Here is a 26519-nt window from a genome sequence, read left to right as displayed (position 1 = left end):
GCACGCACGGCGATCCGCGGCGCGCGGGCTCGCCGTGCCGCCCGCGGGTGGGGCGGCGTCGAAGGGTCACGCGCCGTATCGCGGCCGGCGAGCCGCCGCAGCCGGCCCGGTCGCCCGCTCGTCGCGGTCGTCCCCATCGGCCCCGTCGTCGGCCCGGTCCGGCTTCCCGGTGCCGGCCGCGGCGCACACGGTGGCCCGTCGGGGCCCGGCCGCGGGCCCCGACGTGCCATCTTGGATCCACGGCGAACGGCGCGACGGAAGGACCCCGCGATGAGCACGGTGGATCGGCACGGGCTCGAAGTGTCCGGGATGGGCCCGGAGGCGATCCGGCACTACGAACGTGCGCTCGACGCGCTGCTGTTCTTCCGGCCGGAGGTGATCACCGAGGTCGAGGCGATGCTCTCGGCCGACCCGGGGGCACCGATGGCCAACGTGTTCGCGGCCTATCTCGGCCTGCTGGGCACCGAGTCGGGCGACGCCGCCGCCGCGCGTGCGCGGCACGCCGCCTTCGTGCCCACCCCGACCAGGGTCGGCGCCCGCGAGGTGGCGCACATGCGGGCCGCGGATGCGTGGTTGGCGGGCGACATCCACCGGGCCGGCGACATCCTGCACGAGGTGGTCGTGGCGTATCCCCGGGACGCGCTCGCGCTGTCGGTCGGCCATCAGATCGACTTCCTCACCGGCGACGCCCTCCGACTGCGCGACCGGGTCGGCGGCGTACTGAGCGCGTGGGATCGGGACGACCCGCACTACGGGCCGGTGCTGGGCATGGCCGCGTTCGGCCTGGAGGAGGCCGGCCACTACGCGCGCTCCGAACAGGCCGGGCTGGCCGCCGTGGCGGCGAATCCGCGCGATGTGTGGGCGATCCACGCGGTGGTGCACACGTACGAGATGCAGGGCCGGTTCGCCGAGGGCATCCGCTTCCTCGACGCCCGTACCGCCGACTGGACGAGCGGCAACTACCTGAACGTGCACAACTGGTGGCACTACGGCCTGTTCTCGATCGAGGCCGGCGCGATCGACCGCGCGCTGGCCGTCCACGACGCGGTGCTGCACCACGACAAGTCCGCCGGCCTGGCGATGGAACTCCTGGACGCCTCGGCCCTGTTGTGGCGCATCCACCTCGCGGGCAACCCGCAGGTGGAGCGCTGGAATCGGGTCGCCGACGCGTGGGCGGCCCGGGCGGACGGCCCGTACTACGCGTTCAACGACACCCACGCCGTGATGGCCTACCTCGGCGCCGGCCGGATCGCCGCCGCGCAGGCGGTGGTCCGTGACCGCGAGACCTGGCTCGCCGAGCCGCATCCGCGCGTGGCCAACCACACGATGACCGCGGAGGTCGGCCTGCCGGTCTGCCGGGCGCTGGTGGCCTTCGAGCAGGGACGGTACGCCGACACCGTCGACATCCTCCTCCCGATCCGGCACCGCCTGCACACGTTCGGCGGCAGCCACGCCCAGCGCGACGCGATCCAGCAGACCCTGGTCGAGGCCGCGCTGCGGGCCGACCGGCACGACCTGGCCCGGACACTGCTGAGCGAACGGATCAACGTGCGCCCGACCAGCCCGTACAACTGGCTCGGCCGCGCTCGCCTGGCCGACGCCCTGGGCCGGCCGACGGAGGCTGCCGACGCCCGCGAGCGCGCCGCCGAACACACCGCCGCGATCACCGTCGCCTGGGGCCGCTGACCGGCCCGACGCCGGCGGATCGATCGCGGCGCGGTACCCGGCCCCGCCGCGGGTCGGCCGCGAGCGCCCGCGTCGCATGCGCGAGAATTGCGCACTCGTCACGGGCCGGGCCGATCGACCCGCGACGACATCGACCGCATCGGCGACACGGGAGAGTGGCACACATGGGTGAGTCCCGGGCGACCGGCTCCGGATCGCGACGCCGGATTCCGGACGATCCGGGACTGGCGGCCGCGGCAGCCCGGAGCCCGGGCGGGTCGGTCGCCGAGATCGACCCGGCGTTCGCCGACGATCCCAACGGCTACGTCCCCGGTGAGGCGATCCGCGGCGCGTGGGTGGTCGGCCCGGACGGACTGCTGACCGGCGAGTACCGGGAGAACCCGCGGCACGGGCCGCCGCAGGACGACTTCGCCAAGCTGGTCGAGGACGACGCGTGGTTCGGCTGGCTCGGCGACGACCCGGCCGGCGCGATCCGCGAGTCGGTCACCGAGTGCTTCGAGGACCAGGCCCCCGGCGCCGTGCTGACCTGGATGAAGATCCTCGAACCGCCGCGCTGCGCCACCACCGGCCGACCGGCCCCGGACGACGAGCAGTACCTGATCCCCACCCGCGCCGGCGTGTCCGTCTGGTTCGCCGCCCAGATCGCCGCGCCGGACCGGGACCGGGCCACCGTGTGCGGCATCTTCACGTGGGTCGCGATCCACCTCGACGCGCCCGCCGACCGCCGGGACCGGATCTGGCTCGACCTGGACGCCGACCTCGATTGGGCGGAGCAGCAGCTGCCGCCTCGGATGTACGGCCTGGACGCGGAGGCGGCCGACGCCGGTCCGGGCAAGGGCGACGCCTCGGGCGAAGACGAGGACGGCGCCGAAGGTGCCCCGAGCACCTGAGCTTCGGCCGGCGGAAGCGGCCCGGGCACGTGCTCCGGGCTCTCGCCCTACTGCGCCGGCTCTCGTCCCACCACGCCTGCCCCCGGCCCGGCGCCCCGCTGCCCTACCCCGCCGCCTGCAACCGCGGCTTCAGGTGGCGGGCGATCGCCTCCGCGAGCCGCGGCGGCACCGCGTTGCCGATCTGCCGGGCGATCTCGGTCTTGGAGCCGCACCACACGAAGGTCTCCGGGAACGACTGGAGCCGGGCCGCCTCGCGATGCGTGATCGGGCGGTTGACCCGGTCGGTCGGGTCGTCCGGGTTCCACTGCGGGTGCAGGTACTGGCCCTTCTCCGGCTTGTAGAACTCGGTCCGGATGGTCAGCGACGGATGGTCCCAGCGCATCCGGCCCATCACGTCCGTCGTGCCGGACTTCTTGTTCCGCCAGCAGTCCGGCAGCAGGTGGTCCGGCAGGTCGAACCGGCCACCGCCGGGCGGGACACAGTCGTAGCGCAGCAGCGAGCGCTCGATCGGCGTGCGGGCCAGGTGCAGGTCGGCCTCCTTGAACACGCCGGGCACCGTACGCCCGAAGAACTCGGTTTTGGAGGCGGGCAGGCTGGTCGTCCCGGGCACGCGCGGCAGGTGCTCGATCGCGTCCCGGACGGTGTTCCAACGCCGTGACAGGCCCGGACCGTGGGTCGGCTCCGGGACGGCGATCCCGCCGATCCGGGAGCCGATCACGATCGCCCGCTTGCGGCGCTGCGGAACGCCGTAGTCCACCGCCGGGAGCAGCGCATCGGTGAGCACGTACCCCTCCAGGAGGCCGCCGGGCTGCGCCTCGGCGAGCAACAGCGCGAACTCGGCGGACTTCTGGAAGCGGTCCACGTTCTCGATCACGAACACCTTGGGCCGGGCCCGACGCACGAAGCGCAGGTATTCCTTCCAGAGCTTGTTGCGCGGGTCCTCGACGTTGCGGCTGCCCAGGTTGGAGAAGCCCTGGCAGGGCGGGCCGCCGATGATCAGGTCGGCGCGCGGGATGTCCCGGTCCGGGATCTCCGCGATGTCGCCCCAGCGCATGTGCGCCTCGCCGAAGTTGGCGGCATAGGTCGCGGCCGCGTGCAGATTCCACTCGACCGCCATGACCGGCCGAAAACCCTTCGCGGCGGCGAATCCGGACGTCATTCCACCGCAGCCCGCGAACAGGTCGATCATGGTGATGGGTCGTGCCATGCGGACAGGTTAGTGCTGCGGCCGCAGCACTTGGCCGGCCGTGCGCCTTGCGATCACGGCATCCCGAACCCTGGCCGCCGCGGTGACCGCGTCCTCGTGCTCCCAGACGCGGACGACGAGCCAGCCGGCCTCGGCCATCCGTCGGTCGGTGTCCGCGTCGCGGGTGCGGTTTCCCTCGATCTTGGCCTTCCAGAATTCGGCGTTGCGCTTGGGCCAGGTCGCGTGTTGCGGGCACCCGTGCCAGAAGCAACCGTCGACGTAGACGGCGACCTTGGTCGGGCCGAACACGACATCCGCCTCGCGGCGGATGCCCTTGAGCGGGCGGCGGTGCACGCGGTAGCGCAGGCCCATGGCGTGCAGCAGACGCCGCAACGCGACCTCGACGCCGGTGTCCTTGCTGCGCTGGCGACTCATCCGCGCGCGGGTCGCTTCCGTGGTGGTCAGGCTTGTCACGGACACCATGGTGCACGGTCGCACTGTCATCGCGCCCGGCGACGGCCGGCGCGCCGCGCCGGAGGCACCGGGCCGGAGGCAGCACTCGGGCCGGATCGCCGCGCCGAGTGCGGGGCTCAGGCCGGATCGCCGCGCCGAGTGCGGGGCTCAGGCCGAATCGCCATGCCGAGTGCGGGGCTCAGGCTGGGTACGCTCGCGCCTCCGTCGCCTTGACCGCGGCCCAGATCGGCTTGCCCGGCGCGAGTTCGAGTTCGGCGACGGCGAGCGGTGTGACGTCGGCGAGCAGCGGCACCGGGCCGGTCAGTTCGACCCGGACGGTGTCACCGTGCGGTTCCATGCCGCCCACCTCGACCTGCCACAGGTTGCGCGGGCTGCCGTCCGGGCGGGTCCGGTACAGCGTCACCGCGGCCGGCGGGAAGGCCACGAACACCTGGGCGGCGTCCGGGAGTTCGGCCACCACCAGGCGCTGCCCGGCGGCCAGGTCGACGCCGCCGGCCGAGGTGGTGCCGCGGTACAGGTTCAGGCCCACCAGGCGCGCCACGTAGTCGGTGCGCGGATGGCGGGCCACCTCGGCCGGCGTGCCGGTCTGGACCGCGCGGCCCGCCTCGATCACGGTGAGCCGGTCGGCCAGCACCATCGCGTCCAGCGGGTCGTGGGTGATCACCACCGCGACCCCGTCGAAGTCGGCCAGGTGCCGACGCAGCGTCGCCCGCACGGCCACCCGGGTGCGCGCGTCCAGCGCGGCCAACGGCTCGTCCAGGAGCAACAACCGCGGATGGGTGGCCAGCGCACGGGCGAGCGCGACCCGCTGGGCCTGCCCGCCGGAGAGCCGACCGGGTTTGACGCCCGCGTGTTCGGCCAGGCCGACCCGGTCCAGCCAGTCCGCCGCCAGGCTCCGGGCCTCGCGTCGGCCCACGCCCTGGCAGCGCAGGCCGAAGGCGACGTTCTCCAGCGCGGACAGGTGCGGGAAGAGCAGGTAGTCCTGGAAGACCACGCCCACCGGGCGCCGCTCGGGCGGTGTGTACAGCCGCCGTTCGGGATCCTCCAGGTCGACGCCGGCCAGCCGGGTGTGTCCGGCGCCGAGGGGGGTGAGGCCGGCCAGGGCGCGCAGGGCGGTGCTCTTGCCGGCGCCGTTGGGGCCGAGCAGGGCGACCACCTCGCCGGGCGCGGCGGTCAGGTGCACGTCCAGACGGAACGCGTCGCGGGCCACGACGAGGTGGGCGTCGAGGCCGGCGTCGCGGGTGGTGGGCTGCTCGGGGGCGGTCGGCTCGTGGGGGGCGCTCGCGTGGTCCGGGGCGGCCGCCTGGCCCGAGTCGGTCGCGTGGTCCGGGTCGGCCGCGTAGTCCGGGTCGGTCGCGTGATCCGGGGCGGCCGCCTGGTCCGGGTCGGCCGCGTAGTCCGGGTCGGCCGCCTGGTCCGGGCCCGGCTTGGCAGGGCCCGTCGCCCGGTCCGCTCGGCTCGGCTCGTTCGCGCCGGTCACGAGGTGGTCATCCAGCGCTCGCGCAGGCCGGCCAGGATCAGCACGGACACCGCCAACAACACGAGGGAGAGCACGATCGCCGCCTCCGGGTCGGTTTCCAGGGCCAGGTATACGGCGAGCGGCATGGTCTGGGTCTTGCCCGGGAAGTTGCCGGCGAAGGTGATGGTCGCGCCGAACTCGCCGAGCGCGCGGGCCCACGCAAGCACCGCGCCGGCCGCCACGCCGGGCGCGATCAGCGGCAGGGTGACCCGGCGGAACGCGGTCCAGCGGGAGGCGCCCAGCGTCGCCGCGGCCTCCTCGTAGCGCGGGTCGGCCGCCCGCAGCGCGCCCTCGACGCTGATCACCAGGAACGGCATCGCCACGAACGCCTCGGCCACGATCACGCCGGTCGTGGTGAACGGCAGCGTGTAGCCGAACGTGTCGTCCAGCCACTCGCCCACGATGCCCTTGCGGCCGAGCACCAGAAGCAGCGCGACGCCGCCCACCACGGGCGGCAACACCAGCGGAAGTGTGACCAGCGCCCGGACCAGCCGACGGCCGGGAAAGTCGGTCCGAGCCAGCAGCCAGGCCAGCGGCACGCCCAGGAGCAGCACGATGCCGGTGGCCACGGTCGCGGTGAACAGCGAGAGCTTGAGCGCCTCGCGGACCTCGGTACTGCCGAGCTGACTCCCCAGGTCGCTCCACGGCGCCCGGACCAGCAGCCCGACCAGCGGCAGCACCAGGAACACCAGGCCGATCAGGCCGGGCACGAGCAGGGCCAACGGCGCGCCGGCGCGCCGGGGGTGTTCGGCTCGCATGCGCATGGCCCGCGGGCGCCCGGCCCGCGCGCGTACGGCCCGCGCGCGTACGGCCGGCGTGCGTGCGTCTCGTGGGCGGCGGGAGGCTCGGGGAGGCTCGATCACGGTGCCTGGAAGCCCGCCGCCGTCAGGGCCGTCCGGCCGGGCTCGGACAGCACGAAGGCCACGAACGCCTTGGCCGCGTCGGCGTTGGGCGCCTTGGCGAGCGGGACGATCGGGTACGTGTTGACCGCCTGCGCGGATTCGGGGAAGTCCAGGCCGACCGCCTTGCCACCGGCCGCCTTGACGTCGGTGCGGTAGACGAGTGCGGCGTCCACCTCGCCGAGGGTGAGCTTGGTCAGGGCCGCCTTGACGTCCTGTTCGAGCGTCGCGGGGGTGAACTTGACGCCGGCCGCGTCGAGGGCGGTCTTGGCGGCGGCGCCGCACGGGACCTGCGGCGCGCACTGGGCGACCTTGAGGCCGCCCTGCTTGAGGTCGGCGAGCGACTTGATGTTCTTCGGGTTGCCCGGCGCGACCGCGATCTGCAACGTGTTCTTGGCGAACGCGGTGGGCGTGCCGTCGGCGTTCTTGGCGTCGGTGACGAGCTTCATGTTCTTCTCGTCGGCCGAGGCGAACACGTCGGCGGGCGCGCCCTGGTTGATGCTCGCGGCCAGCGCCGAGCTGCCGAGGTAGTTGAACTTGACCGTGACGCTCGGGTGCGCGGCCTCGAACTGCTTGCCCAGCGCGCTGAACGTCTCGGTCAGCGAGGCCGCGGCGAACACGGTGACGGTGCCCTTGAGTTGCTTTCCGTCACCGGCGGACGCGGATCCCCCGACACCGGCCGGCGGCGTGGCCCCGCCGACCTTCGTGTCGTCCTTGTCCTCGTCGTCGCCGCCGCATCCGGCGAGGGCGATCAACGCCCCCGCGAGCAGCGCGGCCGAGACCGCACGTCCGGCCCGCACCGTGCCCATTGCGCCCATCGTGTGTCCGCTCCCCGCTATTCGAGGGAGTGCTCGCGCGCGCCCTCGGTCCGCTCCACCATGACATTCGTCGACTTCACCACTGCCGTGGCGAGCACCCCGACCGCCAGGCCGAGTTCGTCCGCGGCCTCGGCGCTCATCAGCGAGACCACCCGGTACGGTCCGGCCTGGATCTCGACCTGGGCCATCACCGTGTCCTTGCGGACGTCGGTGACGATGCCGCGGAAGCGGTTGCGCGCCGAAGACCAGCCGAGCCGCTCACTGTCCGCACGGGCGTCACCGGCCGCCGCCGACCGGGCGAACGCGGCGAGCGCCGCACCCTCCACCACCCGCCGACCGTTCTCGTCCCGCCGCGCGTCGAGCCGACCCGAGTCCACCCACCGCCGCACCGTGTCCGCGCTCACCCCGAGCAGAGCCGCCGCATCACCGATCCCGAACATGTTCACGGCCGGGATCCTAGCCACGAGCGCCTCCCCCACAGAGCGAAGCCGACACTCACACGCACCGGCAAAAGCCGCCGCATGCGAATCCCATCCTTGCAGATGCAAGCACATCCTCGCCACAAGCCTCGCAAATCCGATACACACGCTTACTCTGCGAGGTCGCAGAGTCGGACGTGTCGGCGGTGAGGTGGGCGGTGAGGTGGGCGGTCGTGTCACGGTCGTGTCGATGCTCGCGTCCGCCCCGGGGGCCGCGCTCCCGGCCGCGCGACACGGGAATGAGCGAGACCGGGGCGGATCGGCTTCCGGCGCCACGAGCCGTGTCCGCCTTCGTGCCCGCCTTCGCCGAGGCACTTCCGCCTGTTCGCGTAGCCAGAACCGCGAGGGGGAGGCCGCAGGGGGAGGCCGCCTTGGCGGCGTGCGTGGCGACCTCCCGCGCGCAGTCAGCCCGCGATGGGCGGCTCGACGAGGCTGATCCACCACGTGTCCCGGCCGGAGGTGTGGCCGACCATCGCTTCGGCGAGCGCACGGCGGGCGGTCGGCGGCGTGCGACGCCACTCGGGGAATCGCCACATCCAACGACGCACCTCGCCGAGGTTGTGGCCTTCGCGCAGCAGGGCCGCGCCGAGAAAGCCGACCTCCGCCCACCTCGGACCGAGGGCCACCTGTCCCCAGTCCACGACGGACAGCCGCCCATCGGGACGGATGATCATGTTGGCCGAGGTCAGATCGGTATGCAGGAGCCGATTGCCGCACAACGGCCCGGTCCGTCCGGGCGGCAGGTGCTCCCGAAGCCGCCCGACAAGCGTAGGCAGCCCGGCACTTCGCCCCGGTTGGATCCGCCCGATCCGGTCCACGACCCCCACTACCTGGGCCATGTCGGGCGAGCCGAGACGCAGCCGCACAGGACGCCCCTCGACATGGTCGAACACCAGAACGCGCCACCCGTCGACGGCCCCGTGATGCAACAGGCGCGGAGACAGGATGCCCGTGACGGCACTCGCCGCGACCTCACTCGTCTGCGCCCGCGCGGACAGCGGCGCGCCGGCCTCCTCGGCAGCCTTGACGAACACGAGACCGGTGGAAGCGGTGACGGTCGCGGCAAAGGAACTGGTGTGTGGCCCGGCGACGGATTCGACCGAACGCACCGGCCCGACTGCCTTCTCCACGAACTCAGCTACCCGACAAGGCAGTTCATGCCACCCATATCGCCTGCTCACCTCGCCTCCCGCACGGCCTCGCCGCCGGGCACGATCGGCACCGAAAGCGGCCCGCCGGCGGCGCACCCGAACTGATCGACGCGCCGCAATTCCCGCACCACTCGCGCCAGTTCGCCATCCGAATCAAGCGCAACCAGATGACCGATCGGGCACAGGTACGGTGACCGCCCGGCCCCGGACGGCTGAACAACGGCAACCCGCTCCGACGCGGCCGGAAGCGCAACAACCGTCCCCTCCGGCAATTCCGCATGCTCGTCCACATGCCGAACACGCGAACCGACCCGGATCGCTCGATACTCTTGAATCTCCATCACTGCCTCACGGTGGATAGATGGAGACAGCGGCCGGGCCCACGCCTGGAATCGAGACGCCCGGCCGCTGTCGCTCTTCGGGGCGGCGACGCTCGGCCCCCTGGTCTTTTCTTCTTCCGGTTCACGGAAACGACAACGCGGTTCAGTGATCCGCGTGCAAATACCGGCAGTTCGGCGAACACGCACACGGCGGTTCCCGATCGAGAAGGCCGTCACCCCACGGCCACGGCGCCGAGTTGCCTACCGGCTCGCGACGTGGGATGGCCGGAAGTACAGCGTCCAACTGGCCCCGCTTAGCGGTGTTTTTCATCAGTTTTCCCTCCACGCCCGACTGCACCTAACTACCGTGTGTACAGGACTGTTGCACCGCGTTAGGTCGACTGGAACCCGCGGAGCGTCCGCATTCGGAGATGCGGAATTGGCCAACCAGGGAGTTGATGATGGGTCGCAGGCCCCGCACTGCGGAAGATCGCCGTGTCAACGGCACCGAACGCCCGGATACTTCGTCGGCACGAAAGCTGTATGCAACCGAGTTGCGTCTATTCCGTGAGGCAGCCGGACTAACGCTTGTACAGGTTGCCGAGGAGCTGAAATGTGCGAAGACAAAGATCGGAGACATCGAGTCAGCGCGACGGCTCGCTCCGAAGGGATTCAGCGAAGAGATGGACGCGTACTACGAAACGACAGGCGTCCTGACACGCATGTGGGAGACCGCGCGACGCGAAGCGCACCCGGACAAGTACGACGCATTCATGCGGATCGAGGCTGAGGCTCGGACGATCGCCGAATACGCAGCACTGACCATCCCGGGGCTCCTTCAGACCGAAACGTACGCGCGCTCCTTGATCCGAGCATTCAATCCTACTGCGAGCAACGAGCGGATCGACGATTTGGTCGCGGGTCGCCTCGCGCGGCAGGAGCGGCTGGCCGGCGCCAATCCGCCGCGCTACTGGGTGATCTTGGATGAGGCTACGATCCGGAGACCGGTCGGAGGCCACCCAGGGATGCACCAACAACTCGAATCCCTGTTGCCACTCGTCGACTCGGGGCAGACCACGATTCAGGTCCTACCGTTCTCCCATGGTCCGCATCCCGCGCTCGGGGGCTCGTTGACCCTGCTGACGCGCACAGACTGGTCGAAGGTCGCGTACCTGGAGTACAGCAATTCGGGGCAGCTATTAGAGGACCCGCTGGAAGCAGACATGCGCCAGCAAACGTACGATCATCTGCGTGTCAATGCGCTCGACCGGACACGCACAGCAGAGATGATCATCGCAGCAATAAGGGAGTTCAAACAATGAACACCATCGATGCGCGCGCCGCAGTCTGGCGCAAGTCGTCCTACAGCAACGGCGACGGGGGACAGTGCCTTGAGGTCGCCCCGGGCTTCTCCGCCGTGCCTGTCCGAGACTCCAAAGACCCGGGCGTCGGTCACCTGGTGGTCGCCCCCACAGCTTGGTCGGCCCTGCTGTCCACACTGCGCACCGCCTGACACACCGCAGCACCGAAGCCCCGTCGCCTGAGGTGACGGGGCTTCGTCCTGCGGCTCCGCAACCGACGGTGTCGCCGCAGCATCGAGTACGCCCTACCCGCTGCCCAAATCGATGACGAAGAGCGACAATTTGTCCTGGAAGTATAGGGAGTTCACTATGACCATCGCGCCCGAACTCGGTCAGGCAACGTGGCGTAAGTCGAGCTACAGCGCCCCCAAGGAGCGGAGTGCGTAGAGGTCGGCCGGGTCTTCTCGGTTGTGCCTGTCCGCGACTCCACGCACCCGGGCATCGGCCACCTGGTGGTCACCCACGCATCATGGTCCGCACTCGCGTCCACGCTGCGCACTTCCTGATCCGCCACCCGACGAAGCCCCGTCACCTCACATGACGGGGCTCGTCCTACCGCCTGCGCAACGGTGTTCAGCCCGACGCAGTCGTCGAGGAACTCGAACACAATCGTTCGGGGAGACGGTCGTTCAGACGATGCGCACGCGCCCGAACAACGCCCAGACACACCCGAAAACCGACCTCGCCTCGGAGTCGTCCATCCGCATCGAGAGCAAGTATCCCGTCCAGGTCCGCTCGAAGGCCGTCACTCCTGCGGCACGTCCACGATCACCAGAGTGCCGCGGCTTCCCGGGAGGACCGTGTGGGGAGTTCGCGCCGCCATCATGAACAGCTCGCCCGCCCGTACCGACACCGGCTTGCCGTCCACCTTCATCTCCAGCCGGCCGTCGAGGACCAGCAAAGCCTCGGTGGCCGCGTGGCTCTCCTCCCGCACCGGCATCTCGTCCATGCGCAGTACCTTCACGCAGGCCGCCCCCACCGTGCCCAGCGTGCGAGAACTCCACGCCTGCGGCAGGCCGGCCGCAATCTCCGCAAGGTTGACCGGATTCATGGCACACCCCTCCTCGCGAACCCGGTCGGTCATGCCGAACGGGCCCGCACACAAGATCAATGGATGCCCTGAAAGCTAACCGGCCGGGACGGCGACGTGGTCGACCGTTTGGCAAAACCTGCCGCGCGCACGACGCGAGCTTCCGCGACCGGGGACGAAAGAGCCTCGGCCGGCCCGTCGTTCAGGCCGGGGCGTCGGTGAGGCGGCGCAGGGTGAAGGGCTCGGCGAGGATTTCGTCGAGGACTCGGGCGACGTGCTTGAAGTGGGGCAGGGTGAAGTGGTGCTCCAGGGCCGCGCTGTCCGCCCACTCCTCGACGATGATCATGCGGTCGGCACGCTCGGGGTCGACGTACGGCCGGTACGCGATGCAGCCTTCCTCGGCCAGGGACGGCGCGATCATCGCGTCGAGTTCGTTGCGCAACCGCTCTTCCCGGCCCGGCTTGGCGGTGAAGCCGGCAATGAGGGTGAGGGTGTTCGACATGCTGCCAACTCCTGGTTTCGTGTTGCTCGGTGCCGGTGTGGACCGGCTGACGAGGTACATCCTGCGGGCCCGGACCGGCACCACCCAGAGGGCTGTTCCACCCCGGTCCCCCGTGCCTGGGTCCGGCAGAACCAGGCAGGGCCGCAGGGCCGTGTCGGACACTTGGGGCATGGATCGTGCACAGCAGCTCAGCGAGTTCCTCAAGGTCCGACGGGCCCGGTTGCGTCCGGAGGACGTCGGCGCGGCCAACTTCGGCGGTCAGCGCCGCGTCCCGGGCCTGCGTCGCGAGGAATTGGCCCTGCTGGCCGGCGTGAGCGTCGACTACTACACCCGTCTCGAACAGGGCCGAGCCCGCAACGTATCCCCGGAGGTCCTCGACGCCGTGGCCGGCGCGCTGCGCCTCGACGCCGACGAGCGCGCCCACCTGCACAACCTCGCCAAGCCCGCCGGATCCCGCAGGCGGGCCGCCCGCCCGCAGCAGGTCGCCCCCGAACTGCGCCAGGCCCTGGCCGCTCTGGCCGACACCCCCGCCTACATCATCGGGCGACGCCTGGACATCCTGGCCTGGAACGAACCGGCCCGAACCCTGATCGCCGACTTCGCCGCGATCCCGCCGGCCGAGCGGAACATGGCCCGCCTGGTCTTCCTCGACGACGCGGCCAAGGACCTCTACCCGGACTGGGAGACCAAGGCCCGCGACACGGTCGCCAACCTCCGCCTCGACGCCGGCCGCCACCCCGACGATCCGCTACTGGCCGCCCTTGTCGGCGAACTCTCGCTCGGCAGCGCCGACTTCCGCCGTCTGTGGGCCGACCACAACGTCCGCGGCAAGACCCGCGGCCGCAAGCGGTTCGCCCACCCGCAACTCGGCGAACTCGCGCTCGACTACGTCGCGATGCGGGCTCCGGACGACCCCGACATGACCATGATGATCTACACCGCGCCTCCCGGCTCCGAGTCCGCCACCACCCTCCGCCTGCTGACCGCCCTCACCGCCGCCCCGATCCGGCCCGCGGCCGACACCCGGGCACGGCGGGAACTCGACTCCGGCGACCGGTGACACGCGCAACCGCCGCAGGCGCCCGGTAGCACGGACGCAGACGTGGGCGTGGGCGTAAGTTCGGCCGACCGACACGGAGGCCGGTGAACCCCCGATTCACCCGGCCGGCGCCGGTACTCCCTTCGTTGATCGCCCCGGTCCGATCGGACCGGGCGTCGCCCGATCGGCGGCGTCGGCGGTCTTCGCTCGGCCGTATCGGTCGCACCCGGGCCCGCGCGAGGGTGGTGCGGCCGGACCGGTGTCGGTCGCGGAAAATCTGCCGCCTTCAGGACGTCGCCCATGCTCAAGAACGCCCTTCGCACCCTCGCCGCGCAGCGCACGCGGCTGGCCCTGACCGTGCTCGCGATCGTCTTCGGCGTCGCGTTCGTGGCCGGTGTGCTCACCCTCAAGGACAGCATCACCGGGGCCTCCGCGTCGGCCGCCGCCGACGACTTCGCCGGTGTCGCCGTCGGCATCCGGGCCGACCCCGACCGGGACACCCCCGACCGGCCCGCCCTGGACGCTCGGTTGGTGGATCGGCTGCGCACGCTGCCCGGCGCCGGGGACGTACGCGGCTCGGTCTCCGGACCCGCCGTCGTCGTCGACCGGGCCGGGCACCTGGTCGGCCGGGTCGAGGAGGCGGTCGGCACCAACCACGCCCCCGGCCCGGACGGCGCCGATCCGCTGTACCGGGTGACCTCGGGCCGCGCGCCGACCGCCGCCGGCGAGGTCGCCCTGGACGACGCGGGCGCCCGCGAGGCCGGCTACCGGGTCGGCGAGCGGCTGCGCGTGGTCGCCGGCGGCGGCACCCTGGACGCCACCCTCGTCGGCACCGTGCACGCCGACGACGCCCGGATCCGGCTCGGCGCCACCCTCACCCTGTTCGACACCGCCACCGCGCAGCGCCTGTTCGCCGCCCCCGGCGCCTACGACCTGATCACCGTCTCCACCCCGCCGAACGCGCCCGTCGCCGCGCTGACCCAGGCCGTGCGCGACCTGGTGCCCGCCGGCGCCGAGGCGGTCACCGGCGCCGAACTCACCAGCGAGCGCCGCGACCTGGCCGCCGCCGGCACCGCCGGACTGGCCACCGGACTGCTCGTGTTCGCCGGCATCGCGCTGTTCGTCGGCACGTTCATCATCACCAACACCTTCACGATGCTGATCGGCCGGCGCACCCGCGAACTGGCACTGCTGCGCGCGGTCGGTGCCACCCGGCGCCAGGTCACCAACTCGGTGCGCCTGGAGGCACTGGCCACCGGCCTGATCGGCGCGCTGCTCGGCCTCCTCCTGGGCATCGCGCTGGCCGCCGGACTGCTCGCCCTGCTCCGGGGCACCGACGCCGAACCGCCGCGCGGCCCACTGGTGGTGCGGCCCGCCACCATCCTGTGGTCCCTCCTCGTGGGGGTCGGCGTCACCGTCGCCGCCGCCTGGCTGCCCACCCGCAAGGTGGCCCGGATCCCCCCGATGGCCGCGCTCCGGGCGCACCTGCCCGGCCCGGCCGGACTGCTGCGCCGCAATCTGCTCGGCCTGCTCCTGATCGTGCTGGGCATCGGCGGCGGATACGCGACCGTGCGAACCGCGCCCGACGGCGACGCCAAGTCCGTGCTGATCGTGGTGTGCGGGGTGGTGGCGGTCACCGGCGTGCTGATGCTGATCCCGCTGCTGTCCGTGGCCGTGATCGGCATGCTGGCCCACCCGCTCACCCGGGTGTTCGGCGTGACCGGCCGGCTTGCGAGCCGCAACGCGCTGCGCGACCCGCGCCGTACCGCCGCGACCGCCTCGGCCCTGATGATCGGCCTGTTCCTGGTCACCGGACTGACCGTGATCGGCGCCTCGCTGCGGGACAGCCTCGACCACGCGGCGGCCCGCGGGCTGACCGCCGACTACGCGGTGTCCACCACCCTGCGCGACCCGATCGCGCCCGCGACCGTCGAGCGCATCGGCCGCCTCCCGCACGTCGCCGCCGCGAGCGTGTACCGCTCAACCGTCGCGGAGATCGCCGGCGGCGAACGCGAACTGGCCGCCCTGGACCCGGTGGCGGGCCCGCAAGTGTTGCGGTTCGACTTCGTCGAGGGCGGTCCCGAGGCGCTGGCCACCGACCTGCTGGTGGAGCGGATCGAGGCGCGGGAACGCGGGCTGAAGGTCGGCTCGACCGTACCCGTGACGTTTCCCGACGGGGTCTCGGGCACCCTGCGCGTCGGCGGCATCTACCGGGGCAACCCGATCGTGACGCCCTACCTGGTCTCCACCCGCATACTCGACCCGCACCTGGAACGCCCGCTCGGCCGCCAGGTTTTCGTCCGGAGCGTACCGGGCGAGACCAAGGCGCTCCGGACCACCCTGGACGAGGCGTTCGGCGCCGATCCGGCCCTGCGCGTGCAGTCCAAGGGCGAGTTGCGCCGGGGACTCGCGGCCGGCATCGACCTGCTCCTGAACATCGTCTACGGTCTGCTCGGCATGGCCGTCCTGATCGCGGTCATCGGCATCGTCAACACGCTCGCCATGTCCGTGCTCGAACGCACCCGCGAGATCGGCCTGTTGCGCGCGATCGGCCTGGACGCCCGCCGGGTGCGCGACTTGATCCGCTTGGAGGCGGCGCTGATCTCGCTGTTCGGGGCCCTGCTCGGGGTCGGCCTCGGCGTCGGGGTGGGTGCGTTGGCGGTGCGCGGCATCGACCTGGGCAACGTGCCGCTCGCGGCGACCATCCCCTGGCTGCGGATCGCCCTCTTCGTGCTCGGCGCGATCGGCGTCGGCGTGCTCGCGGCGGCCTGGCCGGCCCGGCGGGCGGCGCGCATGTCCGTGCTCGGCGCACTCGGGACCGAGTGACGTGCGGCGAATCGCCCCCGGCCGGCTCGCGGTCGGCATGCCCGACGACTGGCCGGACGGGTGGACGGGTGCCGGTACCTTGGCGAACGTGCAGAACGTGCAGCGACCACCCGCCGCGCCGATCCCCCGCGCCGTCGTGTTCGATGTCCTGCTCGCGGCGTCGGTCGCCGCCCTGGCCGGACTGCTGCGCGCGCTCGACTCCTTCGACGGCGACGGGTGGCAGACGCCGCGACACGTGCCGTGGTGGGGCATTCTCGTCCAGGTCGCCGCCGGCCTCGCCCTCGTGCTGCGCCGCCGCCGGCCGCTCGCCTCGGCCGGGGTCGTCTTCGCGCTGTCGCTCGGCGGGCCGGTCGTGGCCGCGCCCTTCTCGGCCTACGCACTCGGCGCGTACGCCCCGACCCGCCGCGTGCGCTGGGCACTCGTCGCCGGCCTCGCGCTGACCATGTGCGAACCGTGGCGGGCCCAGCCGGGCTCGGACTTGTTCGTCGAGTTCCTCGCCATCGGCACCCCGCTGCTGCTCGGGATGTACCTGGCCTCCCGCCGGGGCCTGTTGCTCGCGTTGACCGAGCGCGCCGAGCGGGTCGAGCGCGAACAGGTCGAACGCGACCGGCAGGCACGCGCCGAGGAACGACGGCGGTTGGCGGGCGAGATGCACGACATGATCACCCACCGGGTCTCGCTGATGGTGCTCCAGGCGGGCGCCCTGCGCACGATCGCCGAGCGCGAGGACGTGCGCTCGGCCGCCGAGGAGTTGCGGTCGACCGGCTGTCAGGCGCTGTCCGAGCTACGCGAGTTGGTCGCGATGTTGCGGGACCCGGACGACCCGTCACCGGCCGGCGCGAGTGCGCGCGGCGGCGGGGCGACCGGGCTGGAGGTATCCGATCTGATCGCCGACTCGCGGGCGGCGGGCGTGCCCATCGAGCTGACCGTGACCGGCACCCCGGGCGACGTCGACGCGCCGGCCGCCGTGCGTACCGGGCGCCGCGTGGTGCAGGAAGCGCTGACCAACGTGCACAAGCACGCGCCCGGCGCACACGTCGAGGTGTCGATCCGGTACGAGCCCGCCGGCATCGGCGTCACCGTCGCGAACACCGCCGCGGCACGGCCCCCGGACGTCGACCTCGGCGCCGGCGGTACCGGCCTGCTCGGCCTGCGCGAACGCGTCGAACTCCTGGGCGGCCGGCTGCGCGCCGAACCCGACGACACCGGCGGCTTCGTCGTGGACGCACTCGTCCCGATCGGCACACCCGTCACCCCCGACCGGACCCACCCGACCCACCGAGACCTCCACGAAGGTGCCGCATGATCCGACTCCTGCTCGTGGACGACGAACGCATGGTCTGCGCGCACCTGCGCACCATCCTCGGCGGCGCCCCGGACATCGAGATCGTCGGCGAGGCGTACGACGGCGCCGAGGCGCTGGAGCAGGTGGTCCGACACCGCCCCGACGTGGTCCTGCTCGACCTGCACATGCCCGGCGTGGACGGGCTCTCCGCGTTGCGCAGGATGGTCCGGCTCGACGCGCCGCCCAGGGTCGTCGTGCTGACCACAATCGACACCGACGACCACGTGCTGCGCGCGCTGGACACCGGCGCGGTCGGCTTCCTGCTCAAGGACACCCCGCCCGAGGACCTGGTCGCGCTGCTGCGGGTGGCCGCGGACGGCAACACGGTGTTGTCGCCCGCCGCCGCCCGCAATCTGATCGGCGCGAGCGCGGCCCGGGACAGCGCGCGCCGGGCCGCCCGGCATGCCATCCGCGACCTCAGCGAGCGGGAGACCGAGATTTTGGGCTGTCTCGGCGAGGGGCTGTCCAACTCCCAGATCGCCGGCCGCCTCCACCTCACCGAGGCGACCGTCAAGGCGTACGTGTCCCGCACCCTGACCAAGCTCGACTGCACCAACCGCACCCAGGCCGGCCTGATCGCCCACGACGCGGGGCTGACCCGCTGAGGCCGCCGGCTACCCGAGCCGGTCCGTGAGCCAATCGGCGGTGTCGGGAAGCCACTCGGACTGCGCGTTGCACAGCAGGTGGTCGCCGTGCGGCACCACGAGCACCTCGCCCCGGGCCGCTTCGTGACCGGCGCGTTCGGCGGAAAGCACCCCGGGCGTGACGTCGTCGCCGCCTTCGACCACCCGCAGCGGCGTGCCGATGCGGGCGGCGATCCCGGCGAGGTCGACGCGGCGCGCGAACTCCTCGGCGGCGCCCGCACCGCCCGCCCGCACGGTGAGCGTCTCCCGGACGAACAGCGGGAGTTCGGCCCAGTCCAGTCGGTACGGGCCGCTGACCGCGACGGTTGCGGCCACGCGTGGTTCGTGCGCGGCGGTCAGGATCGCGTGGAAGCCGCCCAGGCTCATCCCGACCAGGCCCACGCCGGCGGTCGTGTCGAGGTCTGCGCGGGTCGCCAGGGCGTCGATCACCCGGCTGGCCACGCGGTGGTGGTCGGCTCGCGGCGCGCCGTCGACCAGGACGCCCTGGCCCGGTCCGTCGTAGGAGAAGGTCGCGACGCCGCGCCGCAGCAGGGCCTCGTCGACCGCGTGGAACTCCTCCTTGCCGGAGTTGAGGCCGGGCACCACGAGCACCACCCGGACGGGCCGCACCGAATCGACCGGCCGACGCAACCATCCGGCGAACCCCTCCCCCTCGATCCGCACCGCCTCCGGGTCCAGGTAGCCGAACGCCCGCCCCATCGCGGCATCCGCCTCCCGCGCCGCCGCGATCGTGCGTGCGTGCTCGGCGAGCGGCGGGAACGTCGCGCAGTGCAGCCAGCGGGCGGCGGTCCGAAACGCGCCCCCCGCGGACACCACGTGTCCGCCCGCCGCATACCGCTCACCCGCTGCGCGGTACGCCTCGCCGACCCGTCGGAACGCGGGCAGCCAGTCGTGGAGGGTGCCGAGGCCGCCGGTGACCCGGTCGTACTCGTGCGGGTCCAACCCGCACACGATCGCCCGGGAGCGATTGCCGGCGACGAACTGCGGGAGGAAGCCGGGCAGTTCGAAGACGGTGGGGGTGACGGAAGGGGAAGGCGGGGTCATGGTGGCGGCTGCGCTCTCTTGTTCGTCGGGGACTGCTCGGCCTCCCGGTCGGGATCAAGACGACCAGAGAACATCGGGGGCCGGGCCTGCGTCCAACAACCGACCCGCGTCACCGACAACCATCGGTTGTCGCCCGTGGTGAGGAGTGGCCTATGGTAGGCGGCGGCCCAGGGTGCGCGGCGGCCGATGGGCAGCGGCCCTGATGAGGCGGCGGCCTATGGTGAGCGGCATGGATCTAGACCTCGCCCGGGTTCGTTCCTTCGTCGCGGTGGCCGAGCTGCGGCACTTCGGTCGGGCCGCCGAACAGTTGGCGATCAGCCAGCAGGCGCTGTCCAAGCGGCTGGCCCGGCTGGAGGCCGAGCTCGGCGTCGCGCTGGTGGACCGCGGCGGCAAAAGCGGCCGGGGCGTGGGGCTCACCGAGGCCGGCGCCCGCTTCCTGGAGCCGGCCCGTCGGGTGCTGGCCGCCGCCGACCTCGCGGTCGGTGCGCTTGGAAAGATCCGGCCCGTCCTGCGGCTGGACGTGTGGGGGCACCTGTACGCGCCGATGCGCACACTCGCCCGGGTGATCGACGCCGCACCGGGTCCGGACCTGGAGCCGGGCGCGGGCCGCGACCTGCCGACGGTGGCCGCCGCGATCGCACGCGGCGACGTGGACGCGGGCTTCGGCCGGGTGCACGCGCTGCCCATCGGCGCACCGCGCGGGCTGACCCATCGGCCGGTCCGGCTCGAACCGGTGGACGCCGTGCTCGGCATCGACCACCCGCTGGCCGGCGCCGACGAACTGCGCCCGAGCGAATTGCGCGGCAGTGTGCTGTGGTGCCCGGCGGCGGTGGACCGGCTCGACTTCCTCCAACGATTCGCCGACGCGTTCGGGATCACCGAGTGGGCCACCGGACCCAATCTGGGCCTGGAGCACTTCGTCGACCGTCTGCGTAGCGATCCCACCTGCTTCACGCTGCTGCCCGCCGACCGCCCGCTGCCGGCCGGTGCCCGCGGGGTGCGCTCCATCCCGCTGGTCGGGCCCACCCCGCTGTACGCGTGGTCGCTGCTGTGGAACGCGGATCGGCCGCATCCGCGGCTGCCCGACCTGCTCCGCGCGTTCGCCCGGATCGGCGCCCGCGAACGCTGGCTCGACCACGACCCGACCCGGGACTGGCTGCCGGACCCGGAGCACGCGCGGCTCACCGACTGACTCCGGAGCTTTCGGAGCTCAGGAGACCAGGTCGGACCAGAACGGGACGGTCGCCGGTGCGTATTCGATCCCGCCGTCGGCGAACTCCACCGTGAGGTAGTTCGTCAGGTTCGCGCCGTACACCACGATGTCGGTCTGCGTCATCGACAACACCGGGTGACCCCACTGGCCCTCGGTGCCGGGCAGGTAGCGGTGGCCGAACACCGGCACCATCGTCGGCACCCGCGCCAGGTGGTAGCGCGCCGACTTGAGCGCGTGCCGCAACTGCGCCGGACGCGCGCCCCACACCGGCGGCCAGAACGCGCCGTGCTCCACGTCGTACAGCACTCCCTCGCCCGGCCAGCCCAGTTGGGCCTTGAGGCCGCGCGCGTTGCCATCGCGCCAATTCGGCCAACCCTTCCCGATCGGCAGGCCTACCGACAACAACAGACGGTGATCGGCGGCGAACCGGAAACCGAAGTGCTTTTCCACCGAATCGAACTCGTCCACCGTCAGTCCGGGGGTGATCTCGGCGCCGGTACGCTCCAACAACCGGCGGAAATCCTGCTCGGTCGGTCGATCCGGGGGCGGTGTGGAGGTCATGGCCACAGAGGGTAGTCGGAGCCGTTCGGCGCATCGGTGTCGGCTTGTCCGCACGCGGCGCGATTTTGCCCAACCCGGGCTCGCCGAGCACCTGAAAGTCCGATGATCGGTGTTCTAGCATGAGCGCTCGATATCTGCATGAACGGTGTTGGGATAAACGGTCGGGGGACCCGTTGATCGACGAAGTTCGGCATACCCCGCGGGCCGCCCGATGACGGTCCCGCTTCTCGCCGCCGTCGCGGCCCTCATCGCCTTGGTGGCCGCTCTGATGGTGTTCGGTTTCCGCCGCAGACCCGGCTCGGTCGCGGCCCGCGCCGAGACGCTGTTGGCCCAGGCCGAGGCCGCGCACCGAGCGGGCCGGTTCGCCGCCGCCGAACGCGGCTATCGACGCGTCGCCGACGCTCTGGGCAGGCCCGATACCCCGGACACGCTCTCCGACACGCGCGGGCGGGCGCTGATCGGGCTCGGCGAGGTCGCCGGCAGGCAGGGTCGCTCGGCCGACGCGATCACCGCCTTCCGCACCGCGTTCGCGCTGACCGCGCTGCCCGCCGCCGCGCTGGAACTGACCGCCGCGGAAGCGACCCGGCGGGCCGAGCCGGGGCCGCTGGACGTCGCGATCTGCGTGGACCTGGTCGTCCGCACCGACACCGATCCCGACCACGTCGCGTACGACTTCCTGGAGGCCAGGTGCGCGGTCGCCGCCGGCCTGCCGAAGAGCGAGCTGGTGGCGATCGAGGAACTCGCGGGCCGGATCGAGGCGGGCGCACCGCGGCTGGAATGGGCCGTGTACGCCCGCGCCTGCGCACTGCGCGACCTCGGTCGGGCGGCCGAGTCGATCGCCGCGTTCGAGCGCGCCGACCGGCTCGTGCCGCGCGCGGCCACCGGGTACGAACTGGGCAGGTTGTACCGCGACGCCGGTCGTCCGGACGAGGCGCTCGCCGCGTTCGAGCGCTCGCTGACCATCGAGCCGGAGCGGCCCGAGGTGCTGTACGCGATGGCGCTGACCCACCTGCGCCGCAAGCCCGCCGACAAGGTGTCCCGGGATGCGGCGCTGGAAGCCGCCGTGGCCCTGCTCACCCGCACCTGCACGCTGGCCCCCACCCATGCGCAGGCCTGGCTCGGGCTGGGCCGCGCCCAGCACGCGCTCGGCCGGGACGCGGCAGCCCTGGAACCGCTGCGCCGGGCGGCCGAGCTGTTGCCCGAACACGCGGACGTGCAGATGGAGTTCGTCACGCTCACCCTGGCCCGCGGCGAACGCTCGGCGGCCTTCCCGGTGTTGCGCCGGGTATTGGCGAAGCAGCCCCGGCACCTCGCGGCCAACCTGACCCTGGGCACGCTGCACGACCAGGACGACGACTTCGCGGCGGCGGCGCCCTGCTTCGAGCGGGTGGTGGCCGCCGAACCCGGCCATGCGCGGGCCCGGTTCGGCCTGGGTCGTGCGCTGTTCGAGCAGGGCGACGCGGCGGGCGCGGTGCCGCACCTGGCCGAGGTGCGCGGGCGCAACGCGGCGCAGCACCACCTGCTGGCCCGCGCGTACAGCGCGACCGGCGCGCTGGAGGCGGCCGACGCCGCGTTCTCGGCGGCGATCGAGGCGGGCGACGACAGCGCGCTCGCGCACCACCGGCAGGCGTGCGTGCGGTTGCGGCGCGAGCGGCGGCAGGATGCGATCGCCTCGTTCTGGCGGGTGTTGGACCGGGTGGAGGACGACTCGCCGTTGGCCGCCGAGGCGTTGTTGTTCCGCGGCATCGCCTATCGGGACGAGGGCGACCTGGGCGCGGCGCGGGCCGACGCCGAGGCCGCGGTGGCCGCCGCACCGGGGGATGCGCGGGCCCACTACGCGCGCGGGCAGCTGGCCGTCCTGGAGGACGAATGGACGCTGGCGCAGCGCGAGTTCGAGACCGCGGTCCGGGTCGACCCGGGATACGCGCCGGCCCGCTTCGGGCTGGGCCTGGTGCGCGAGCACGCCGGTGAGCACAGCCGCGCCGCCGAGGCGTACGAGAGCGGACTGGCGGCCCGGCCGGACTGGACGCCGGGCGTGGTGCGCCTGGGCGCGGCCCGAATCGCGGCGGGCCGGGTGGCGGACGGGATCCAGGTGCTGGGGCCGGTGCGTACCGAGCCGACCGGCGCGGCGCGCTTCCACCTGGGCCTGGGTTATGCCCGGCTGGGTCGGGTGGAGCGGGCGGACGAGCTGTGGGCGGCGCCGGGCGGGGTCAACGACGCGATCCGCGCGCACAATGTGGCCACCGCCCGGGACATGCTGGCCCGCGCGGCGCTCACCGCTGGCGACCACGCGCTCGCGCGCGAGCACTGGCAGGCGTGTCGGGATGCGTTTCCCGACCACGAGGGCTACCGGGTCGCGCTGGCCGAGACGCTGTTTCGCGAGGGCGCCGAGCTGTTGCGGTTCGGCCGCGATCGCGGCGCGCCGCTGACGGCCGCGCGGGATCGGCTCGGCGCGGCGGCCGCGCTGGTGCCGGGCGATCGGCGGATCCGGGTGCATCTGGCGATCGCGGCGCTGTACGCGGGCGAACCGGCGGTCGCCGTGCGGTTGTCCGCCGCGCTCGATCCGGTGGCCGATCCGCGGGTGGGCCACCTGGCACCGCTGGCCCGGCTCGCGCTCGGCGCGGGCACGGTACCGCTGGGTGCGCTGGTGGAGGCCGAACCGGCCGCGTGGGCGGTGCGCGGGATGCATGCGGCGCGCGGGCGCCGGTGGGACGACGCGGCGGAGGCGTACCGGCAGGCGCTGGTGGTGCCCGGTCCGACGGAGCCGGAACCGCACGCGGCGATGTGCGAGACGGCCGGGTGTGCGGCATCGGCGCGGGCGGCTTGCGGTCAGTGTGGGCGGGCTTATTGCGGGGATCACGGGGTGTTGGGTGGGGGTGGCGGCGTCGGTGGGGTCGGTGGCGTCGGTGACGTCGGCGGGCTGAGGGCTGCCGGAGCCGTCGGAGCCGTCGGAGCCGTCGGAGCCGTCGGAGCCGTCGGAGCCGTCGGAGCCGTCGGAGCCGTCGGAGCCGTCGGAGCCGTCGGAGCCGAACTCCCCGCGCGTTGTGGTGGTTGCGTGGATGCGATGTTGGCCGCGTTGACCGCGTGCGCCCATCGGGCCGGGGCGGGTGATGCCGCGGAGGCCGAGCTGATCCGCTGGGCCCGCGGCAGCGACCGCACCTCGGCGCACCACCTGCTGGCGCTGCTGCGCGCCCAACGCGGTGATCACGACGCGGCGTTGGCGGGCCTGGAACAGTTGTTGGCGGGCCCCGGAGCGACCGACGAGGGCAGGCTGATCGCGGCTCGGGTGTATGTGCGCCGGGCCGCCGTGCACAGCGCCGACCTGGTCGCCGCGGCGGCGGACGTGGAACGGGCCGCCCGGCTGGTACCGGAGTTGCCGCAGGTACGTCGGGCTCGGCCGCTGCTGCGCTCGTGGCAGGCGCTCGCGCACGCCCGCGCGGATCGGCACGACGCCTCGATCGCGATCCGGCTCGACCTCGAACGCGCGGTGCCCACCGATGTACGCAATCTCCAGTGTCTGGCCCTGTCCGCACTGCGCGCCGGTTCGGCCGGCGACGCGGGGCACACCACCGCGATGTGGCAACTGGTGTGCGGTACGTGGGCCGCGGTGCTGTACAGCCCGAGGTTCTGGATCGATCTGGAGGCGCGCACCGGGCGGGAGATCTCCGCCGAGCAGATCCGGAACGCGCGCACCGAGCAGATCGAGCGGGTGCACCGCGAGTTGCGTGAGCGCGCCGAACGCAGCGAGGGCGCGGTGTCCGCGCTGTATCGCGAACTGGCGCAGCACTGGGCCTTGGAGGTGGCCGCGACCGAACGCGTCGCGCACATCGAGCCGGCACCGGCCCCGATCGCGTGCGGTCCACTGTTCCTGGCACGGGTCGCCGATCCCGAGCACGGTTCCCCGGCCGGCCGCGAACTCGCCGACGCCGTCCTGGCCGCGGTGGATCCGCACACCGCCGACCTGCTCGGCCCGTTGGGCGTGTACCACCACCTGATCGACGCGGGTCGATTCGACGAGGCGATCACCGGCCTGACCGCACTGGCCGGACTGGCCGGACCGGCCGCGACGCCCGGCGTGGCCGCGTTGCTCGCTCGGGCCCAGCTGGCCCGGGCCCGGGACCTGGGCGGGCGCGGGGAATGGGCGCAGGCGCTGGCGTGTCTGGAGCAGGCAGCGCCGCTCCCGGCCGATGCGACGAACCTGGCGGCCGAGGTCGGAATCCGGGCCGCCCAGGACGTGTTGGCCGCCGACCCGGCCGAACACACCGAGGCGGCAAGGCTGTTGGAACGCGCGTGGGCGTTGGCTCCGGACGGGCCGGGCCTGCGCGAGGCGTTGGCCGGGGCGTACGCGCAACTCGCCCGGCAGGCGCACGAACGCAAGCTGTACCGCGACGCGATCGCACTGGTCCGCCGGGCACTGGAGCTGACTCCGGACGACGAGTCGGTCCGGGCGTTGGCCGCCGGCGCACTCCGTGGGCTGGTGATGGAGTTGTTGGCGAGGAACACCGACGCGGCCGTCGCGGAGGCGGTCGTGGCGATGCGCGAGGCGTACGCGCTGGACCCCGGCGATGCGGGACGGATCGGCCTGACCAACGCGCTGTTCCTGAGCGCCGAACGGCTCGCCTTGCGCGGCGGCGCGCGCGAACAGGCGGTGGCGTCGATGCGCGAGGCACTCGAACTCGCGGACGCGGGTGCGGACGCGGCTGCGGGTGCAGGGACGGGCGGCGGGGCGGATTCCTCGGCCACCACCGTCTCTTCGGTGGCGGAATCGGCGGTCGCGGGTCCGCCGGCCCCGGAATCGGCGGTGCCCGGATCCCCGGTCACCGACTCGCCGGTCACCGGGTCGTCGGTTACCGGGTCGTCCATTGCCGGCTCGTCCATCGCCGGCTCCTCGCTCGCGGCCGAGGCGCGTCGCCGGGTGGCCGCGTTGTTGGTGGCGGCGGCGCAGGCCCGCGAGCGGGACGAGGACTTCGACCGGGCCATCGACCTCCTCGAAGAGGCCCGGCACTACGGCGACGACCCGCCCACGCGCCGCGCGTTGGCGTTCAACCACTACTACGCGCGGCACTACGAGGTCGCCGAGGAGATGTTGCGCCACGAGATCGCCGGCGGCCTGGAGATCGAGTCGCTGCGCGAGGCGTGGATCGTGGTGGTCGTGGATCGGGCCTACGACCTGCTCGCCAAGGACGGCGCCTACGAGGCGATCGAGGTGCTCACCCGGGCGCTCGGCGAGCACGAGGAGCCGCGACTGCGGGACGCTCTGGTGGCGGTGTACCTGCGCGAGGAGCGCTATCAGGACGCGATCCGGACCCTGGAGGCGATCCCGTTGACCCCCGAGAACACCGTGCTGCTGGCCCTGGCGCTGCACAACGAAGGGGTCCGGCAGGCGAACATGGGCCACAACCACACGGCGCTCGTCCACCTGGAACGCGCGAACGAGTATCACCCGACCGACGGCACCCGGGAGATCCTGGACGAGATCCGAGCCCGCATCCACGGCTACTACTGACCGACCATCCCGACCACCCGCACCTC

Annotated in this window: 23 protein-coding genes; 11 read left to right on the top strand and 12 right to left on the bottom strand. The window is 72.8% G+C overall.

The genetic code is table 11. The features are described 5' to 3' along the window. Positions 1-270: 270 nt before the first annotated feature. Both ACIBM5_RS11315 and ACIBM5_RS11310 read left to right on the top strand, forming a co-directional pair. Entirely contained in the window at positions 271-1686 is a 1416-nt protein-coding gene (locus tag ACIBM5_RS11315; RefSeq protein ID WP_396006596.1) for a tetratricopeptide repeat protein, read from the top strand. Positions 1687-1850: 164 nt separating this feature from the next. Next, positions 1851-2576 carry a hypothetical protein gene (locus ACIBM5_RS11310; protein WP_396006595.1) on the top strand — a complete coding sequence of 242 codons (726 nt, stop codon included), beginning with the start codon at positions 1851-1853 and terminating at the stop codon, positions 2574-2576. A 103-nt stretch (positions 2577-2679) separates the two neighbouring features. On the opposite strand, the gene ACIBM5_RS11305 is transcribed toward ACIBM5_RS11310, so the two are convergent. The 8 genes from ACIBM5_RS11305 to ACIBM5_RS11270 form a co-directional block, all read right to left on the bottom strand. After that, positions 2680-3783, bottom strand: coding sequence for a DNA cytosine methyltransferase (locus ACIBM5_RS11305; protein ID WP_396006594.1), 1104 nt, complete (start codon positions 3781-3783; stop codon positions 2680-2682). Positions 3784-3792: 9 nt separating this feature from the next. Further along, positions 3793-4245 carry a very short patch repair endonuclease gene (locus tag ACIBM5_RS11300; RefSeq protein WP_391585057.1) on the bottom strand — a complete coding sequence of 151 codons (453 nt, stop codon included), beginning with the start codon at positions 4243-4245 and terminating at the stop codon, positions 3793-3795. Between the two features lie 169 nt (positions 4246-4414). After that, a complete protein-coding gene (locus ACIBM5_RS11295; RefSeq protein WP_396006769.1) occupies positions 4415-5446 on the bottom strand; it encodes an ABC transporter ATP-binding protein in 1032 nt (343 codons plus the stop codon). Positions 5447-5712: 266 nt separating this feature from the next. Further along, positions 5713-6519, bottom strand: a complete 807-nt coding sequence (locus ACIBM5_RS11290; protein ID WP_396006593.1) for an ABC transporter permease — start codon at positions 6517-6519, stop codon at positions 5713-5715. A gap of 95 nt (positions 6520-6614) precedes the next feature. Beyond that, the gene (modA, locus tag ACIBM5_RS11285) at positions 6615-7463 is read right to left on the bottom strand and encodes a molybdate ABC transporter substrate-binding protein (protein WP_396006592.1); all 849 of its coding nucleotides are present in this window, start codon (positions 7461-7463) and stop codon (positions 6615-6617) included. A gap of 26 nt (positions 7464-7489) precedes the next feature. Continuing rightward, the gene (locus ACIBM5_RS11280; protein ID WP_396006591.1) at positions 7490-7918 is read right to left on the bottom strand and encodes a molybdopterin-binding protein; all 429 of its coding nucleotides are present in this window, start codon (positions 7916-7918) and stop codon (positions 7490-7492) included. A gap of 437 nt (positions 7919-8355) precedes the next feature. After that, positions 8356-9081: a phosphotransferase gene (locus ACIBM5_RS11275; protein WP_396006590.1), complete on the bottom strand. Its 726-nt coding sequence runs from the start codon at positions 9079-9081 to the stop codon at positions 8356-8358. 47 nt (positions 9082-9128) lie between these two features. Then, on the bottom strand, positions 9129-9446 hold the full coding sequence (locus ACIBM5_RS11270; RefSeq protein ID WP_396006589.1) for a hypothetical protein: 318 nt from the start codon (positions 9444-9446) through the stop codon (positions 9129-9131). A gap of 437 nt (positions 9447-9883) precedes the next feature. Here ACIBM5_RS11270 and ACIBM5_RS11265 point away from each other — a divergent pair, with 437 nt between their 5' ends. The 3 genes from ACIBM5_RS11265 (at position 9884) to ACIBM5_RS11255 (ending at position 11289) form a co-directional block, all read left to right on the top strand. Beyond that, complete coding sequence (locus tag ACIBM5_RS11265) at positions 9884-10744, top strand: helix-turn-helix domain-containing protein (RefSeq protein ID WP_396006588.1); 861 nt, start codon at positions 9884-9886, stop codon at positions 10742-10744. After that, positions 10741-10935 carry a DUF397 domain-containing protein gene (locus ACIBM5_RS11260; protein WP_396006587.1) on the top strand — a complete coding sequence of 65 codons (195 nt, stop codon included), beginning with the start codon at positions 10741-10743 and terminating at the stop codon, positions 10933-10935. Before ACIBM5_RS11265 ends, ACIBM5_RS11260 begins: the two co-directional genes overlap by 4 nt. 258 nt (positions 10936-11193) lie before the next feature. Beyond that, positions 11194-11289, top strand: a complete 96-nt coding sequence (locus tag ACIBM5_RS11255; protein ID WP_396006586.1) for a DUF397 domain-containing protein — start codon at positions 11194-11196, stop codon at positions 11287-11289. A gap of 239 nt (positions 11290-11528) precedes the next feature. Here the strand turns inward: ACIBM5_RS11255 and ACIBM5_RS11250 are convergent, their stop codons facing one another. Together ACIBM5_RS11250 and ACIBM5_RS11245 are read right to left on the bottom strand one after the other, a co-directional pair. Next, positions 11529-11834, bottom strand: coding sequence for a cupin domain-containing protein (locus ACIBM5_RS11250; protein ID WP_396006585.1), 306 nt, complete (start codon positions 11832-11834; stop codon positions 11529-11531). A gap of 181 nt (positions 11835-12015) precedes the next feature. Next, the gene (locus ACIBM5_RS11245) at positions 12016-12315 is read right to left on the bottom strand and encodes a putative quinol monooxygenase (RefSeq protein ID WP_396006584.1); all 300 of its coding nucleotides are present in this window, start codon (positions 12313-12315) and stop codon (positions 12016-12018) included. A gap of 169 nt (positions 12316-12484) precedes the next feature. On the opposite strand from ACIBM5_RS11245, the gene ACIBM5_RS11240 reads away from it, so the two are divergent. The 4 genes from ACIBM5_RS11240 to ACIBM5_RS11225 all read left to right on the top strand — a co-directional run bounded on the left by ACIBM5_RS11240 (position 12485) and on the right by ACIBM5_RS11225 (position 18130). Next, positions 12485-13375: a helix-turn-helix domain-containing protein gene (locus tag ACIBM5_RS11240; protein WP_396006582.1), complete on the top strand. Its 891-nt coding sequence runs from the start codon at positions 12485-12487 to the stop codon at positions 13373-13375. A gap of 279 nt (positions 13376-13654) precedes the next feature. Continuing rightward, positions 13655-16180, top strand: a complete 2526-nt coding sequence (locus tag ACIBM5_RS11235) for an FtsX-like permease family protein (RefSeq protein ID WP_396006581.1) — start codon at positions 13655-13657, stop codon at positions 16178-16180. A gap of 1 nt (position 16181) precedes the next feature. Then, a complete protein-coding gene (locus ACIBM5_RS11230; RefSeq protein WP_396006580.1) occupies positions 16182-17486 on the top strand; it encodes a sensor histidine kinase in 1305 nt (434 codons plus the stop codon). After that, positions 17483-18130 (top strand): response regulator, encoded by a 648-nt coding sequence (locus tag ACIBM5_RS11225; protein ID WP_396006579.1) that lies wholly within the window; start codon positions 17483-17485, stop codon positions 18128-18130. The genes ACIBM5_RS11230 and ACIBM5_RS11225 overlap by 4 nt, the downstream gene beginning before the upstream one ends. Positions 18131-18139: 9 nt before the next feature. Here ACIBM5_RS11225 and ACIBM5_RS11220 read toward each other — a convergent pair whose 3' ends face one another. Then, positions 18140-19213: an alpha/beta hydrolase family protein gene (locus ACIBM5_RS11220; protein ID WP_396006578.1), complete on the bottom strand. Its 1074-nt coding sequence runs from the start codon at positions 19211-19213 to the stop codon at positions 18140-18142. Positions 19214-19442: 229 nt separating this feature from the next. On the opposite strand from ACIBM5_RS11220, the gene ACIBM5_RS11215 reads away from it, so the two are divergent. Continuing rightward, complete coding sequence (locus ACIBM5_RS11215) at positions 19443-20405, top strand: LysR family transcriptional regulator (RefSeq protein ID WP_396006576.1); 963 nt, start codon at positions 19443-19445, stop codon at positions 20403-20405. Between the two features lie 18 nt (positions 20406-20423). Here ACIBM5_RS11215 and ACIBM5_RS11210 read toward each other — a convergent pair whose 3' ends face one another. Next, positions 20424-20987, bottom strand: a complete 564-nt coding sequence (locus ACIBM5_RS11210) for a hypothetical protein (protein WP_396006575.1) — start codon at positions 20985-20987, stop codon at positions 20424-20426. 211 nt (positions 20988-21198) lie between these two features. On the opposite strand from ACIBM5_RS11210, the gene ACIBM5_RS11205 reads away from it, so the two are divergent. Continuing rightward, complete coding sequence (locus ACIBM5_RS11205; protein ID WP_396006574.1) at positions 21199-26493, top strand: tetratricopeptide repeat protein; 5295 nt, start codon at positions 21199-21201, stop codon at positions 26491-26493. Positions 26494-26519: the final 26 nt, after the last annotated feature.

The sequence above is a fragment of the Embleya sp. NPDC050493 genome, assembly GCF_044458105.1.
In the GTDB taxonomy this organism is placed as follows: domain Bacteria; phylum Actinomycetota; class Actinomycetes; order Streptomycetales; family Streptomycetaceae; genus Embleya.
The sequence above is the reverse complement of the archived record's forward strand: the minus strand, read 5'-3'. Positions and strand labels throughout refer to the sequence as shown.

What these genes read in the sequence shown, in the direction of transcription:
- ACIBM5_RS11235 (WP_396006581.1), top strand. Translation starts at nt 13,655, where the DNA reads ATGCTCAAGAACGCCCTTCGCACCCTCGCCGCGCAGCGCACGCGGCTG.
- ACIBM5_RS11315 (WP_396006596.1), top strand. Translation starts at nt 271, where the DNA reads ATGAGCACGGTGGATCGGCACGGGCTCGAAGTGTCCGGGATGGGCCCG.
- ACIBM5_RS11290 (WP_396006593.1), bottom strand. Translation starts at nt 6,519, where the DNA reads ATGCGCATGCGAGCCGAACACCCCCGGCGCGCCGGCGCGCCGTTGGCC.
- ACIBM5_RS11265 (WP_396006588.1), top strand. Translation starts at nt 9,884, where the DNA reads ATGGGTCGCAGGCCCCGCACTGCGGAAGATCGCCGTGTCAACGGCACC.
- ACIBM5_RS11240 (WP_396006582.1), top strand. Translation starts at nt 12,485, where the DNA reads ATGGATCGTGCACAGCAGCTCAGCGAGTTCCTCAAGGTCCGACGGGCC.
- modA (WP_396006592.1), bottom strand. Translation starts at nt 7,463, where the DNA reads ATGGGCACGGTGCGGGCCGGACGTGCGGTCTCGGCCGCGCTGCTCGCG.
- ACIBM5_RS11225 (WP_396006579.1), top strand. Translation starts at nt 17,483, where the DNA reads ATGATCCGACTCCTGCTCGTGGACGACGAACGCATGGTCTGCGCGCAC.
- ACIBM5_RS11305 (WP_396006594.1), bottom strand. Translation starts at nt 3,783, where the DNA reads ATGGCACGACCCATCACCATGATCGACCTGTTCGCGGGCTGCGGTGGA.
- ACIBM5_RS11300 (WP_391585057.1), bottom strand. Translation starts at nt 4,245, where the DNA reads ATGGTGTCCGTGACAAGCCTGACCACCACGGAAGCGACCCGCGCGCGG.
- ACIBM5_RS11210 (WP_396006575.1), bottom strand. Translation starts at nt 20,987, where the DNA reads ATGACCTCCACACCGCCCCCGGATCGACCGACCGAGCAGGATTTCCGC.
- ACIBM5_RS11245 (WP_396006584.1), bottom strand. Translation starts at nt 12,315, where the DNA reads ATGTCGAACACCCTCACCCTCATTGCCGGCTTCACCGCCAAGCCGGGC.
- ACIBM5_RS11260 (WP_396006587.1), top strand. Translation starts at nt 10,741, where the DNA reads ATGAACACCATCGATGCGCGCGCCGCAGTCTGGCGCAAGTCGTCCTAC.
- ACIBM5_RS11250 (WP_396006585.1), bottom strand. Translation starts at nt 11,834, where the DNA reads ATGAATCCGGTCAACCTTGCGGAGATTGCGGCCGGCCTGCCGCAGGCG.
- ACIBM5_RS11220 (WP_396006578.1), bottom strand. Translation starts at nt 19,213, where the DNA reads ATGACCCCGCCTTCCCCTTCCGTCACCCCCACCGTCTTCGAACTGCCC.
- ACIBM5_RS11215 (WP_396006576.1), top strand. Translation starts at nt 19,443, where the DNA reads ATGGATCTAGACCTCGCCCGGGTTCGTTCCTTCGTCGCGGTGGCCGAG.
- ACIBM5_RS11205 (WP_396006574.1), top strand. Translation starts at nt 21,199, where the DNA reads ATGACGGTCCCGCTTCTCGCCGCCGTCGCGGCCCTCATCGCCTTGGTG.
- ACIBM5_RS11310 (WP_396006595.1), top strand. Translation starts at nt 1,851, where the DNA reads ATGGGTGAGTCCCGGGCGACCGGCTCCGGATCGCGACGCCGGATTCCG.